The sequence below is a fragment of the Pectobacterium parvum genome (genome assembly GCF_020971565.1).
GTDB lineage: Bacteria > Pseudomonadota > Gammaproteobacteria > Enterobacterales > Enterobacteriaceae > Pectobacterium > Pectobacterium polare.
Window position 1 is genome coordinate 495,462 of the sequence record NZ_CP087392.1, and the last position, 15,294, is coordinate 510,755.

Annotated in this window: 10 protein-coding genes; 7 read left to right on the forward strand and 3 right to left on the reverse strand. The window is 53.0% G+C overall.

Annotation, left to right across the window (positions count from 1 at the left end):
• Nucleotides 1–33: 33 nt before the first annotated feature.
• Both LOZ86_RS02210 and putA read left to right on the forward strand, forming a co-directional pair.
• On the forward strand, nucleotides 34–921 hold the full coding sequence (locus LOZ86_RS02210) for a LysR family transcriptional regulator (RefSeq protein ID WP_039486675.1): 888 nt from the start codon (nucleotides 34–36) through the stop codon (nucleotides 919–921).
• 347 nt (nucleotides 922–1,268) lie between these two features.
• Nucleotides 1,269–5,237 (forward strand): trifunctional transcriptional regulator/proline dehydrogenase/L-glutamate gamma-semialdehyde dehydrogenase, encoded by a 3,969-nt coding sequence (putA, locus tag LOZ86_RS02215; protein WP_230242816.1) that lies wholly within the window; start codon nucleotides 1,269–1,271, stop codon nucleotides 5,235–5,237.
• A 92-nt stretch (nucleotides 5,238–5,329) separates the two neighbouring features.
• Here the strand turns inward: putA and ppiC are convergent, their stop codons facing one another.
• A complete protein-coding gene (gene ppiC, locus LOZ86_RS02220; RefSeq protein WP_039486678.1) occupies nucleotides 5,330–5,611 on the reverse strand; it encodes a peptidylprolyl isomerase PpiC in 282 nt (93 codons plus the stop codon).
• Between the two features lie 160 nt (nucleotides 5,612–5,771).
• Between ppiC and rep the strand changes: the two genes are divergently transcribed.
• Nucleotides 5,772–7,793, forward strand: a complete 2,022-nt coding sequence (gene rep / locus LOZ86_RS02225; protein WP_039486680.1) for a DNA helicase Rep — start codon at nucleotides 5,772–5,774, stop codon at nucleotides 7,791–7,793.
• Between the two features lie 22 nt (nucleotides 7,794–7,815).
• Here rep and ppx read toward each other — a convergent pair whose 3' ends face one another.
• Nucleotides 7,816–9,312, reverse strand: a complete 1,497-nt coding sequence (gene ppx / locus LOZ86_RS02230; RefSeq protein WP_039486682.1) for an exopolyphosphatase — start codon at nucleotides 9,310–9,312, stop codon at nucleotides 7,816–7,818.
• 6 nt (nucleotides 9,313–9,318) lie between these two features.
• Nucleotides 9,319–10,608 carry an ATP-dependent RNA helicase RhlB gene (rhlB, locus tag LOZ86_RS02235; RefSeq protein ID WP_039486683.1) on the reverse strand — a complete coding sequence of 430 codons (1,290 nt, stop codon included), beginning with the start codon at nucleotides 10,606–10,608 and terminating at the stop codon, nucleotides 9,319–9,321.
• A 118-nt stretch (nucleotides 10,609–10,726) separates the two neighbouring features.
• Between rhlB and trxA the strand changes: the two genes are divergently transcribed.
• The 4 genes from trxA (at nucleotide 10,727) to wzzE (ending at nucleotide 15,287) form a co-directional block, all read left to right on the forward strand.
• Nucleotides 10,727–11,053 carry a thioredoxin TrxA gene (gene trxA, locus LOZ86_RS02240; protein WP_039486685.1) on the forward strand — a complete coding sequence of 109 codons (327 nt, stop codon included), beginning with the start codon at nucleotides 10,727–10,729 and terminating at the stop codon, nucleotides 11,051–11,053.
• Between the two features lie 465 nt (nucleotides 11,054–11,518).
• On the forward strand, nucleotides 11,519–12,778 hold the full coding sequence (rho, locus tag LOZ86_RS02245) for a transcription termination factor Rho (protein ID WP_011095682.1): 1,260 nt from the start codon (nucleotides 11,519–11,521) through the stop codon (nucleotides 12,776–12,778).
• A gap of 343 nt (nucleotides 12,779–13,121) precedes the next feature.
• Complete coding sequence (gene wecA / locus LOZ86_RS02250) at nucleotides 13,122–14,219, forward strand: UDP-N-acetylglucosamine--undecaprenyl-phosphate N-acetylglucosaminephosphotransferase (protein WP_106389079.1); 1,098 nt, start codon at nucleotides 13,122–13,124, stop codon at nucleotides 14,217–14,219.
• 21 nt (nucleotides 14,220–14,240) lie between these two features.
• Complete coding sequence (wzzE, locus tag LOZ86_RS02255; protein WP_039512694.1) at nucleotides 14,241–15,287, forward strand: ECA polysaccharide chain length modulation protein; 1,047 nt, start codon at nucleotides 14,241–14,243, stop codon at nucleotides 15,285–15,287.
• Nucleotides 15,288–15,294: the final 7 nt, after the last annotated feature.

The window sequence follows — 15,294 nt, forward strand, 5'->3', positions numbered from 1 at the left end:
CTGAGGGGGATAAACAACAAAAATGAGGGAATCATGGATCGGTTTACCAGTATGAACATTTTTGTCAAAACCGTGGAGCTGGGATCTTTTGCTGCCGCCGCGGATGCGCTCACCCTTTCGCCACAGATGGTCGCAAAGTATGTGGCGTGGCTTGAGGCTCGGCTTGGTTCTCGGTTACTCAACCGCACTACCCGTCGTCAGAGCCTGACGGATGTCGGTCAGCGCTATTACGAACGCTGCAAAGTCGTTCTTGCTGAATTGCAGGCGGCGGATGATATTGCCCGGGAAATGCAGACGACACCTTCGGGTATTATTCAGGTCAACGCCCCGGTGACCTGGGGATCGCATTTGCTTGCGCCGTTTATCACCCGTTATCTCGAACGCTACCCCGATACGCAGATCGCATTAACGTTAAACGATCGTCAGGTTGACCCCATCGAGGAAGGGTTTGAGGTGATTATTCGTATCGGCGAGTTGGCCGATAGTACGATGGTTGCCTGGCCGCTTCAGCCTTATTCGCTAATAGCATGTGCATCGCCAGATTATGTGGCGCGGGCTGGCCTACCTGATACACCATCAAGCCTCGCACACCATACCTGCCTGATTTATGGTGTAAAATCCGTCCTTGCACCTTGCCGATGGGTTTTTCAAAAAGAGGGGAAAACGGAAGAAGTCAGGCCGAAGGGCAGACTGTACGCCAACGACTGGAATGCGTTATTGCATGCCGCGATAGAAGGGTATGGCGTTACCCTTGGGCCAGAAGCGGTACTGCGCAAGGAAATTCAGAGCGGGCGTCTGATTCAGGTGTTGTCTGATTATGACGGGCCGGTGCGTCCCGTGCACGTCATGGTGCCTTCTGTGAGGCGCACAACGGTCAAAGTGAAAACGTTTGTTGATGCGATCAGAACGCATTTCGGATAGTGGCGGTATGCTCTGTAATGAGCGAAAAAAGCCGCTAAGAGCTTCAGAATATGGAGTAAAAAGGCCATCGTATGAGATGTCATGCTGATCGGTTGCTTAGCTGACTGACACTAATCAGCGCGTGTGTACTTATTGTCATTTAACTTGCCATACAATTCCCCACATTCTTTTTTGTGCCGCTGCCGCGGTGACGCTGCGTTTTATAGTCATCACTCGGGTTGGAACGGGATCTGAAGGTAATGATGGGTTTCAACGGATCTATTTGTTAACAAGGTTGCACAAGGTTGCAACATGGCTAATATTGACGTTATCCCGATGTGCATCTTCTCATGACAGGAGTGGACTCTATGGGTTCTACCACGATGGGTGTAAAACTCGATGAGGAAACGCGTGAACGTATCAAGACGGCAGCACAGCGTATTGATCGTACACCGCACTGGCTGATCAAACAGGCTATTTTCCATTACCTCGAATGCCTCGAAAATGGCCTCGATACGCCTGAAACACCGCAATGGGCGAACGTCAGCCACATTGAAGCGGAAGAGATTATGCCGCAATCTCAGGAAGAAGAAACCCACCAACCCTTTCTTGATTTCGCCGAACAGGTGCTTCCTCAGTCAGTTATCCGCGCCGCCATTACTTCTGTTTACCGCCGCCCCGAAAGTGAACTGGTGCCTATCTTGCTCGAACAGGCAAGACTTACCGATGAAATGTCGCAGTTAACGCAGAAGCTGGCTTATCAACTGGCAGAGAAATTACGCGGTCAGAAAGCCGGAAATGGGCGTGCGGGCATTGTGCAAGGGCTGCTACAGGAATTCTCTCTTTCTTCTCAGGAAGGGGTGGCGCTGATGTGCTTAGCCGAAGCGCTGCTGCGCATTCCTGATAAATCCACGCGCGATGCGCTGATCCGCGACAAGATCAGTCGGGGAAACTGGCAGGCACATCTTGGCCAAAGCCCGTCACTCTTTGTGAATGCTGCAACCTGGGGGCTGCTGTTTACCGGAAAGCTGGTGGCGACGCACAACGAAGTGAACCTCTCGAATTCGCTGAATCGCATCATCGGGAAAAGCGGTGAGCCGCTGGTCCGCAAAGGTGTCGATATGGCTATGCGGCTGAGGGGGGAGCAGTTTGTCACTGGGGAAACCATTGGTGAAGCGCTGGCGAATGCCCGCGAACGGGAGAGTAAAGGCTTCCGTTACTCTTACGACATGTTAGGTGAAGCTGCGCTGACGGAACACGATGCTGCCGCGTATCTGACGGCCTATCAGCAGGCGATTCATGCTATCGGCAAAGCCTCGAATGGGCGCGGGATTTATGAAGGGCCGGGCATCTCCATCAAGCTGTCGGCGCTGCATCCCCGCTATAGCCGGTCGCAGTATGACCGGGTGATGGAAGAACTTTATCCACGTTTGTTGATGCTGACGTTGCTGGCGCGCCAGTACGATATCGGGATCAATATTGATGCGGAGGAAGCAGATCGACTGGAGATCTCACTCGATCTGCTGGAAAAACTCTGCATGGATCCGCAGTTGGCGGGGTGGAATGGCGTTGGGTTTGTCATTCAGGCTTATCAGAAACGCTGCCCGTATGTGATTGATGCGCTGATTGAGCTGGCACAGCGCAGCCGTCGGCGGCTGATGGTTCGTCTGGTGAAAGGGGCGTACTGGGACAGTGAAATCAAGCGTGCGCAGGTTGACGGGTTGGAAGGCTATCCGGTCTACACGCGTAAGGTCTATACCGATGTGGCGTATCTGGCGTGCGCCCGCAAGCTGTTGGCCGTACCGAATCTGATTTACCCGCAGTTCGCCACGCACAACGCGCAGACGGTAAGCGCGATCTACCACATGGCAGGCAACAATTATTATCCCGGTCAGTATGAGTTCCAGTGCCTGCACGGCATGGGCGAACCGCTCTACGATCAGGTGGTGGGCGCGGTGGCTGACGGCAAGCTGAACCGTCCGTGCCGTATTTATGCCCCAGTCGGAACCCATGAAACGCTGCTGGCTTATCTGGTGCGACGCCTGCTGGAAAACGGCGCGAATACCTCGTTTGTTAACCGCATTGCAGATACCTCAATGGCGCTGGAAACGCTGATTGCCGATCCGATTCGTGGCGTAGAGGCGCTGGCAAAAGTGGAATGGATCATGGGCGCACCGCATCCCAAAATTCCTCTGCCGCGTCAGCTATATGGGCAGGAACGGCAAAATTCGAGCGGATTGGATCTCTCGAACGAGCACCGGCTGGCTTCGCTCTCCAGCGCGTTGCTGAATCATGCGTCACAGCCGTGGTATGCCGTGCCAGTGATTGAGGGGGAAAGCGAGGCGAGTGAAGAAAGGCCTGTCGTGAATCCCGCAGATGTGCACGATGTGGTGGGCTACGTTCTCGATGCTTCGGTGGCGGATGTTGAGCTGGCGGTAGACGCGGCGGTACATGCTGGCACTATTTGGTTTGCGACGCCACCCGCAGAGCGGGCCGCGATATTGAATCAGGCCGCCTCGCTGATGGAAGGGCAGTTGCAAAGTCTGCTGGGGCTGCTGGTGCGGGAAGCGGGTAAATCCTTCAGTAACGCGATTGCTGAAGTGCGCGAAGCAGTGGACTTCTTACGCTATTACGCTGCTCAGATTCGGGACACGTTCACTAACGATACTCATCGTCCGCTGGGGCCGGTGGTTTGCATTAGCCCGTGGAATTTCCCGCTGGCGATCTTCACCGGTCAAATTTCTGCCGCACTGGCGGCAGGCAACAGCGTGCTGGCGAAACCGGCTGAACAGACGCCGCTGATCGCGGCACAGGCGGTGCGTATTTTACATGAGGCGGGTATTCCTCAGAGTGTGCTGCAATTACTGCCCGGACAGGGAGAAACGATTGGTGCGGCGTTGGTGAACGATGAACGGGTACGTGGCGTGGTGTTTACCGGGTCGACGGCCGTTGCCAAAACCCTGCAACGCAGCATCGCGGGCAGGCTCGATCCACAGGGGCGTTTGACGCCGCTGATTGCCGAAACGGGCGGCCTGAATGCGATGATTGTCGATTCGTCTGCGCTGACGGAGCAGGTGGTGAATGACGTTATCGCCTCCGCGTTCGACAGCGCCGGACAGCGTTGCTCGGCGCTGCGCCTGCTGTGCCTGCAAGAGGATATCGCGGATCGTACTCTGGCTATGCTGCGTGGCGCGATGGCGGAGTGTCGAATGGGGAATCCTGAACGGTTATCGACCGACATCGGCCCGCTGATTGACGCAGAAGCGAAAGAGAACGTGGAACGGCATATTCAGACGATGCGGGCGAAAGGCCATACCGTATTTCAGGCAGCGTATCCGCAGGATGAGGAGACGTGGCGGCACGGGACGTTTGTGAAACCGACTCTGATCGAACTGGGCAAAATAGACGAGCTGAAAAAAGAAGTTTTTGGTCCAGTTTTACACGTCGTTCGCTACCAAAGCCAGCAGTTGGATGCAGTGATTGAGCAGGTCAACGCAGCGGGATACGGCCTGACGCTGGGTGTGCATACCCGCATTGATGAAACTATTCTACGCGTGACGGGCAAGGCGAAGGTGGGTAATCAATATGTGAACCGCAATATGGTCGGTGCCGTTGTCGGTGTTCAACCGTTTGGCGGAGAAGGCTTATCAGGAACCGGACCAAAGGCGGGCGGGCCGCTTTATCTGTACCGCTTGCTGACACATCGGCCGGACGGCGCGCTTGCGGCAGAATTCGCACAGCAGAACCGTGAGCAAGCGCTGGATGCGTCTGCCCGATCGTCGCTGCTGGTGGGGCTACAGGCGCTGGAAGACTGGGCGATTACCGGAGAGCGTCATGGGCTGGCGACGTTATGCCAGCGCTACAGAGAATATAGCGTTAGCGGGACAACGCGATTGCTGCCCGGCCCGACAGGGGAAAGTAATTCCTATACGCTGCTGCCACGTGAGCGGGTTCTGTGTCTGGCAGATAATGAGGACGATCGCTTGATTCAGATGGCGGCGGTGCTGGCGACGGGCGGGAAACTGCTGTGGCCGGAAGGTGAGCACGAGAAAAGGCTCTATGACAGCTTACCCGCAGGCGTGCAGTCGCATATTCAGTTCACGCCTGACTGGCAGCGGCACGAGGTGTCTTTTCATGGCGTCATTTATCATGGGGACGCCGATCGGTTACGGCAGCTTAGTCAAACGCTTGCAGAGCGCGATGGCCCGATTATCCAGCCGTTAGGCTATGTGCAGGGCGATACCCACGTTCAGTTGGAGCGCCTGTTGACCGAACGTTCTCTGAGTATCAATACCGCCGCCGCGGGCGGCAATGCCAGCCTGATGACGATAGGTTAATAAGGCATTTAATAGAAAAAACGCGCCAAACCAGAAGGTCGGCGCGTTTTTCATGTTCGGGCGTCGGTGTGACGACTTAATTACGACACAACTTAGTTGCGGTACAACACCTTGACCACATGGTAACCAAACTGGGTTTTCACCGGACCAAACGGTTTCAGCAATTCGCAGGAAAATACCGCCTTATCGAAAGCTGGCACCATATCGCCTTTACGAAACTCACCTAAATCGCCGCCGTTGCGTTTTGACGGGCAGGTCGAGTGCTTCTGTGCCAGTTTCTGGAAGTCTGCACCTTTTTCCAGTTGCGCAAGAATGTCATTAGCTTCCTGCTCAGTGTCTACCAGGATGTGTAGGGCTGCTGCGGTATTGGCCATGTTATTACCTTTTTTGCAAAAGAGATTCCGGCGCGCAATGTAACATTTGCAACGCAAGATGTGGACTGCGATGTGCTTTCCTTAATAACAAATCCCTGGTCAAGATCGATACGGCTTTCTGCTACAATCGCCTTCCGTTTTATGAGTGAGCAAGATCGTTATGCGCTTAAACCCCAGCCAACAACACGCCGTCGAATTTGTCACCGGACCTTGTCTGGTGCTGGCGGGCGCAGGTTCAGGCAAGACCCGCGTTATCACCAACAAAATCGCGCACCTTATTCGCCAGTGTGGCTATCAGGCTAAGCACATTGCCGCCGTGACGTTTACTAACAAAGCGGCGCGTGAGATGAAGGAGCGCGTGGCGCAAACGCTGGGACGTAAAGAAACGCGTGGGCTGATGATCGCGACCTTCCATACGTTGGGGCTGGAGATCATCAAACGTGAATACGTCGCATTGGGCATGAAATCCAATTTCTCATTGTTTGACGATCAGGACCAGATGGCGCTGCTGAAAGAACTGACGGAGCAGTGGCTGGAAAACGATAAAGTTTTGCTGCAACAGCTGATCTCGACGATCTCAAACTGGAAAAACGATCTGATCGATCCTACCGGTGCGGCAGCAACCGCTCGCTCCGAACGCGATAAGCTGTTTGTGCATTGCTACTCGCTCTATCACGACCATCTGCGCGCCTGTAACGTACTGGACTTCGACGATCTGATTTTGCTGCCCACGCTGCTGCTGAAGCGGAATGTTGAGGTGCGTGAACGTTGGCAGAACCGCTTACGCTACCTGCTAGTGGATGAATATCAGGACACCAACACCAGCCAGTATGAACTGGTTAAGCTGCTGGTTGGCACCCGCGCGCGTTTTACCGTCGTAGGTGATGACGATCAGTCAATTTACTCCTGGCGCGGTGCACGACCACAGAATCTGGTGTTGCTACAGCAGGATTTCCCCGCGCTTGACGTGATCAAGCTGGAACAAAACTACCGCTCGTCCGGGCGTATTCTGAAAGCCGCTAATATTCTCATCGCTAATAACCCGCACGTCTTTGAAAAGCGTCTGTTCTCGGAGCTGGGTTACGGTGATGAACTCAAAGTCATTACTGCCAACAATGAAGATCACGAAGCGGAGCGGGTCGTTGGTGAGCTGATTGCCCATCACTTTATTAAAAAGACCCAGTACGGCGACTATGCCATTTTGTATCGTGGTAACCATCAATCGCGTCTGTTTGAAAAGATGCTGATGCAGAACCGTATTCCGTATCGCATCTCCGGTGGCACGTCGTTTTTCTCCCGACCTGAAATCAAAGATTTACTGGCCTACCTGCGCGTACTGACCAACCCAGAAGACGACAGCGCGTTCTTACGCATTGTGAACACACCTAAGCGTGAGATTGGCCCGGCAACGATGAAGAAGCTAGGCGAGTGGGCAGGACAGCGCAATAAAGGCCTGTTCAGTGCGAGCTTTGATCTTGGGCTGAGCCAGTCGCTGACCGGTCGTGGGCTGGAATCCCTACAACGGTTCACCCAGTGGCTGGCGGAGATTGCCCGTCTGGCAGAGCGTGAACCGGTCGCCGCCGTGCGAGACCTGATCCATGGGCTGGACTACGAAAGCTGGCTGTATGAAACCTCACCCAGCCCAAAAGCCGCAGAAATGCGGATGAAGAACGTCAATCAGCTATTCAGCTGGATGACGGAAATGCTGGAAGGGTCCGATCTGGATGAACCGATGACGCTGACGCAGGTGGTGACGCGTTTCACGCTGCGGGACATGATGGAACGTGGAGAGAGTGAAGAGGAACTGGATCAGGTCCAGCTAATGACGTTGCATGCGTCCAAAGGACTCGAATTCCCGTACGTCTTTTTGGTTGGGATGGAAGAAGGTTTGTTGCCGCACCAAAGCAGCATTGATGAAGATAACGTCGACGAAGAGCGCCGTCTGGCCTACGTGGGGATTACGCGCGCTCAGCGCGAACTGTTCTTCACATTGTGCAAAGAACGCCGCCAGTATGGCGAGTTGGTGCGCCCCGAACCGAGTCGTTTCCTGCTTGAACTGCCACAGGATGATGTGGTGTGGGAAACGGAAAGAAAAGTGGTTAGCGCACAAGAACGTATGCAGAAAGGTCAGACGAACGTCGCCAGTATCCGGGCTATGTTGGCGAAAGCAAAAGGGGAGTAAAGCGCGCTCCCCTATGTGCTCGTTAAGCAGGGGTTTCTTCCAGCATCAGCGGCCAGTGTACGTAGCTCTGCCAGCGGCTTTCCTGTTCCAGCATTTCTGTCCGTAACGGGTGCTGAGCCAGCCAACCAGCGGGCAGAATCAAACGCAATGCTTCGCCTTCTACGCGCAACCGCACTGCTGGCAGCGTGTCATCGCGGCGGCGGCTGGCAAAAATAATCGCCAGACGCAACAGGCGGCACAGGCGCTGTGCCTGATTGACTGGCAGCGCATTTTGCTGACTGAGCGGCATTAAATCGACAGGGTTAATCTGGTTTTGCAGGAGTGTAGCTAATAACTTCTTCTGGGCGGGTGTAAAACCGGGGAGATCGCTATGACGAATCAAATAGGCTGCATGCTGGGGCGATTGGCGAAAATCGATGCTCAAACCGATTTCGTGTACCAGACAGGCGCTGCGCAGTAACTCGCGACATCGACTATCTAACTGCCAGTCACGGGCAACCTGTTGTAGAAAGTTGTCCGCGAGAGTGCTAACGCGTTTAGCCTGTTCGGTATCCAGCAGATAACGGCGTTGCAGCGTCGCTAACGTACGGTGACGAATATCCTGATCAACGGGCAGATGCAGCATGCCATAGACCAGTCCTTCACGCAGCGCGCCTCCGGCCAGCGTCATCGTTTTGATGTCGAGCTCTTGGAAGATCGCCAGCAGAATGGCTAATCCGCTGGGGAAAACCAGCGCGCGTTCCAGCGTCAGGCCATCAATCTCCAATTCTTCCAGCTTATCGCACTGAATCGCGTGCTCTTTAAGCTGTCTGAGTTTCGGCAGAGTAATGTATTCATCCATTCCCTGCGCGACCATAATTTCCTGTAGCGCCTGAACTGTGCCGGAAGCACCGACGCAGATTTGCCAGCCCTGTTCGCGCAGAGAAGCCGCGACAGGACGCAGCATTTCACGCGCCGCCTGTTCAGCGCGTTCAAAGTTACCGGCTTCCAGATTGCGGTCGCTGAAATAGCGATCCAGCCAGGTTACACATCCCATCGGGAGGCTGATCAACTGGGTCGTTTTTGCGCCGATTCCCGTTGCCAGTTCGGTACTGCCACCGCCAATATCCACGACCAGACGCGCATCCGGGCCGCCTGTCGTATGTGCCACGCCTTGATAAATCAAGCGTGCTTCTTCTTCACCGCTGATAACCTGAATCGGCAAGCCCAGAATTTCCTGAGCCCGTTGCAGAAACTCATCAGCGTTCGTTGCCAGCCGCAGAGTTGCAGTAGCGACGACGCGCACCTGATCCTGCGGAATGTCCTGCAACCGTTCGGAGAACAGTTGTAGACACTGCCAGCCACGCTGCATCGCTTCCTGCGAGAGCCGATTCTGCTTATCCAGCCCCGCCGCAAGGCGGACTTTACGCTTTATTTTCGCCAGCGTCTGAATGCTGCCTGCGGTTTCCCGGGTGACCAGCATATGGAAGCTGTTCGAGCCGAGATCGATGGCAGCGTAAAGTGAAGAAGAGCTCAGCATCGACGGTTATTCCGCTCGTTTACGGTTATTACGGGGCGCTCCGCTGCGGCGCGGCGCATTGTGTCGGCGCGGGCCATTATTGGAACGCGGTGGGCGCGTTAAACGCTTCGGCGCAGGTAAATCATTCATCAGCGCGTCACTGTTGTATTTGCTGACTGGGATACCGTGACCGATATAGGTTTCGATAGCCGGGAGATTCAGCGCGTACTCTTCACAGGCCAGGCTGATAGAGAATCCGCTTTGTCCCGCACGGCCCGTACGGCCAATACGGTGAACGTAGTCTTCACAGTCATCCGGCAGGTCGTAGTTGAAAACGTGGGTCACAGAAGGAATATGCAAACCGCGTGCTGCAACATCCGTTGCCACCAGAATGTCCAGACTGCCTTGGGTAAATTCTTCCAGAATACGCAGACGTTTTTTCTGCGCGACGTCGCCCGTCAGTAGCCCAACGCGATGGCCGTCGGCAGCCAGATGGCCCCAGACGTCTTCGCAGCGATGCTTGGTATTTGCGAAAATAATGCAGCGGTCCGGCCACTCTTCTTCCAGCAGCGTTTGGAGCAGGCGCATTTTTTCTTCGTTGGACGGATAAAACAGTTCTTCTGTAATACGGTGGCCGGTTTTCTGTTCCGGTTCGACTTCCACGTACTCGGCGTTATTCATCTGTTCAAACGCGAGTTCACGCACCCGGTAGGAGAGCGTAGCGGAAAAGAGCATGTTCAGGCGCTGTGCCGCTGCGGGCATGCGGCGGAATAGCCAGCGAATATCTTTGATGAAGCCGAGATCGTACATGCGATCGGCTTCGTCCAGCACGACAACCTGAATCGCGCCGAGATTGATATGGTTCTGTTTGGCGTAGTCGATCAGGCGACCGGTGGTGCCGATCAGAATATCAACGCCGCTTTCCAGCACTTTAAGCTGTTTGTCGTAGCCGTCGCCACCGTAGGCTAAACCTAATTTTAGCCCAGTTGCATGAGACAGCGCTTCTGCATCAGAGTGAATCTGGACAGCCAGTTCACGGGTCGGTGCCATAATTAAAGCACGTGGCTGGTTGGTCTGACGCTCTGCATTTGCAGGGTGTGAAAGCAGATAATGGAAAGTAGACGCAAGAAAAGCCAGCGTCTTGCCGGTACCGGTTTGCGCCTGACCCGCAACATCACGCCCTGACAGAGCCAATGGCAGAGCTAACGCCTGAATAGGCGTACAATTATGAAACCCTTTACTTTCAAGAGCTTCAATAACCTGCGGGTGCAGGGCGAAGTCGGAAAACTTCTGTTCAGTTAAGTGTGTTTTGCTCATAGTGTGGTAGAATATCAGCTAACTATTGCTTTACGAAAGCGTATCCGGTGAAATAAAGTCAAGCCGTTGTTGGTTAATGCTATACCAACAAGGTAGAAATAATCCTGCGGAGTAAAATATGAGCGATAAAATAATTCACCTGACTGATGACAGCTTCGGCACGAAAGTATTGCAAGCTGAGGGCGCTATCTTGGTTGATTTCTGGGCTGAGTGGTGTGGTCCTTGCAAAATGATCGCTCCTATTCTGGATGAAATTGCCGAAGAGTTTGAAGGCAAATTGGCGGTTACCAAGCTGAACATTGATGAAAATCCGGCTACTGCACCAAAATATGGTATCCGTGGTATTCCTACTCTGTTGCTGTTTAAAAACGGCGAAGTCGCTGCGACAAAAGTCGGCGCACTGTCCAAAGGGCAACTGAAAGAGTTCCTGACGGCGAATCTGTAATTAGCTTTATACCCCCAAAAAAGGGTATTACTGGCGGGCGCAATCTGGCAATATGCAATTCTCACATTGACTGCTTGCCGCTCGTCGGGAAGCGTGCTAGATTCTTCATCACTGCATATCGTACTTGCCTATGTTTAAGCCCTTAGGCTTAAGCCTGAAAGTTAGAGTCTAAAGCATTATTCTGTGTCGAAATCGAAAAATCATTGTTTTACAAAGTAATTTTCTACAACACGTTTGTGATCCGATTTGGGCAGTCTACTAGTATTTATAATACTTGGTTTTATGTGTCTTCGATCTCCTGCCGTTGATTTATGCGGATGCTGTTTTGCGCGGATGTAATGCGCTTCAGGTGTGAAACTAGACAGGAATCCGGTGGTTGAAGGCTGTTATAGAGGCACGGATGACCCTGCCATACTATTCACATTAATAGTTCGAGATTTACCCCGAGTTAAAGAACCCACCACTATGAATCTTACCGAATTAAAGAATACGCCAGTTTCTGAGTTAATTACTCTTGGCGAAAATATGGGCTTGGAAAACCAGGCCCGCATGCGTAAACAGGATATTATCTTCGCTATTCTGAAACAGCATGCCAAAAGCGGCGAGGATATTTTCGGCGATGGTGTGTTGGAGATATTGCAGGATGGCTTCGGCTTTCTTCGCTCCGGAGACAGCTCCTACCTCGCAGGCCCCGATGATATCTACGTTTCTCCCAGCCAAATCCGTCGTTTTAACCTTCGTACTGGTGACACCATTTCTGGCAAGATTCGTCCGCCAAAAGAGGGGGAGCGCTATTTTGCGCTGCTGAAAGTTAACGAAGTTAACTACGACAAACCTGAAAACGCCCGTAATAAGATCCTGTTCGAAAACTTAACACCACTGCATGCAAACTCTCGTCTGCGTATGGAACGTGGTAATGGTTCCACAGAAGATTTGACGGCGCGTGTGCTGGATCTGGCTTCGCCAATTGGCCGTGGTCAACGTGGTCTGATTGTTGCTCCGCCGAAAGCGGGTAAAACCATGCTGCTGCAAAACATCGCGCAGAGTATCGCTTACAACCATCCTGACTGCGTGCTGATGGTGCTGCTGATTGACGAACGTCCGGAAGAAGTGACCGAGATGCAGCGTCTGGTGAAAGGCGAAGTCATTGCGTCAACGTTTGACGAACCGGCTTCCCGTCACGTTCAGGTTGCTGAAATGGTGATCGAAAAAGCGAAGCGTCTGGTTGAACATAAGAAAGACGTTATCATCCTGCTGGACTCCATTACTCGTCTGGCGCGTGCCTATAACACCGTGGTTCCGGCTTCGGGCAAAGTGTTGACGGGTGGTGTGGATGCCAACGCCCTGCATCGTCCGAAGCGTTTCTTCGGTGCGGCGCGTAACGTTGAGGAAGGCGGTAGCCTGACAATCATCGCCACCGCGCTGGTTGATACCGGTTCTAAGATGGACGAAGTAATTTACGAAGAATTTAAAGGTACAGGTAATATGGAACTGCACCTGGCGCGTAAAATCGCAGAAAAACGCGTGTTCCCGGCGATTGATTACAACCGTTCCGGTACGCGTAAAGAAGAACTGCTTACCACCTCTGAAGAATTGCAGAAGATGTGGATTCTACGCAAGATCATCCACCCAATGGGTGAGATCGACGCGATGGAATTCCTCATCAACAAGTTGGCGATGACGAAAACCAACGATGAATTCTTCGATATGATGAAACGTTCATAAATCCGAGCGTTCATCTATATATACCCTAAATAATTCGAGTCGCAGAACAAAACGCTAGCGTTTTGAACGCCGCTTGTGGCGGCCTCTCAGGGCGAGGCTCGGAGATGAGCCGAGTATTGCCAACGCACATGCAGCTTGAAATATAACGGATACATTACGGATAACTCGGGGAACGCCACGCTGGGTCGTGGCGTTTTTTTATCCCCCAATTGGTCAGATGTGAAGAGGCTTTCTACTGGGAAGTTGCGGTTATCACTCAATTTGTACTGGCGATCAACGTGGGCGATAGGATATAAGGCGTAAACCGAGTCTATACTGAACAGCTACAGCGCAGCTGTTAACGGTGAACTTACTCACTATGAGTATCGAACTACTATTTATTTTCTTGTTTTCTCTGGGCTTTCTTTTTTTTGCTCGCAGCATCGCGGGTAAAATAGGGCTTGTCGATCGTCCCAACTACCGTAAACGCCATCGGGGTCTTGTGCCTCTGGTTGGCGGTATTTCCGTGTATGCGGGTATCTGTTTTACCTACCTTATTACCGATCAATATATCCCCAATTTCCGTCTTTATCTGATGTGCGCGGGTGTGCTGGTGTTTATCGGCATGCTGGACGATCGTTTTGATATCAGCGTGAAAATTCGTGCCGTTGTGCAGGCGTTTGTCGCCGTGGTGATGATGGCTTTTGCTGGTTTGACGATACACAACCTGGGATACATTTTTGGCCCATGGCAGATGGGGCTGGGGCCGTTTGGTTATCTGGTCACGCTGTTTGCGGTTTGGGCGGCGATCAATGCGTTCAATATGGTCGACGGGATCGATGGATTGCTCGGCGGATTGTCCAGCGTCTCATTTGGGGCGATGGGGATTTTGCTGTACCTGAGCGGCCACACGAATCTGGCATTGTGGTGTTTCGCCATGATTGCGGCGACGTTGCCTTATATTTTGCTTAACCTCGGCATGTTTGGGTCACGCTACAAGGTCTTCATGGGCGATGCGGGTAGCACGATGATTGGCTTCACGGCTATCTGGCTCCTGATTCAAACGACACAAGGCCCGCAGCATCCGATTAACCCGGTTACGGCACTGTGGATTATCGCTATCCCGCTGATCGATATGATCGCCATTATGTATCGGCGCTTGCGCAAAGGGATGAGCCCGTTCTCGCCTGACCGACAGCATATCCATCATTTAATGATGCGGGCTGGCTTTTCTTCCCGTCAGGCGTTTGTGCTGATTACGCTTGCTGCCGCCTTGTTGGCTGCGGTCGGTGTGTTGGGAGAATATTTCTTTTTCATACCCGAATGGTTCATGTTGGCATTATTCTTGCTTGCATTTCTACTGTATGGCTACTGCCTGAAACGAGCATGGCGGGTCGCCCGTTTTATCAAGCGAATCAAACGCCGTATGCGGCATTCTGATGAGCAAAAGCAGTCATCCTGACCAAATAATTTTGGGGAAGTAATGAAATCAGAGAACTTGTCTACCGGGAATGCGTTGATTGATAACGAATTGGATGTCCGTGGTTTATTTCGCCTGCTGTGGCGTGGAAAGGTATGGCCGATAGCGATCGGCCTGCTTTTTGCCATTGTAGCATTAGGCTATTCCTATCTTGTTAAACAGGAGTGGAGCGCGACAGCGATTACTGACAAGCCGACGGTCAATATGCTGGGCGGGTATTATTCGCAACAGCAATTCCTGCGTAACCTCGACGCCCGCTCTTTTTCCACGCCTCAGCCAGAGCAACCGTCTATTTCGGCTGATGCTTATGACGAATTCATCATGCAATTAGCGGCCTATGATACCCGCCGCGATTTCTGGTTACAGACTGACTATTATAAGCAGCGTCTGGAAGGTGATGGAAAAGCTGATGCGGCTCTGCTGGATGAACTGGTTAACAACATTCAGTTTACGCCTCGCGACAGCGGGAAAAAAACCAATGATTCTGTGAAGCTGGTGGCGGAAACCTCTGCGGATTCCAATACGTTGCTTCGTCAGTACGTGGCGTTTGCCAGCCTGCGTGCAGCCAGCCACCTGAATGAAGAGATCAAGGGTGCTTGGGCTGCCAGAACCATTTTCATGAAGTCGCAGATCAAGCGTCAGGAAGCGGTAGCAAAAGCGATTTACGATCGCGAAGTCCGCAGCCTTGAACTGGCACTGAAAATCGCACAACAGCAAGGTATTAGCCGTAGCCAGACGGATACGCCAGCAGACGAAATCCCCGCATCAGAAATGTTCCTGCTTGGCAGGCCGATGCTTCAAGCCCGACTGGAAACGTTGCAGACCAGCGGCCCGCACTATGAACTGGATTACGATAAAAATCGCGCGATGTTGGCGACGCTGAACGTCGGCCCAACGCTTGAGGGCAGTTTCCAGACATATCGTTATTTGCGTACGCCGGAAGAACCGGTGAAGCGCGACAGCCCGCGTCGGGCATTCCTGATGGTGATGTGGGGTGCGATTGGTGCGCTCGTTGGGGCGGGTGTTGCCTTGGCTCGTCGTCCGCGCTAACCAGCTT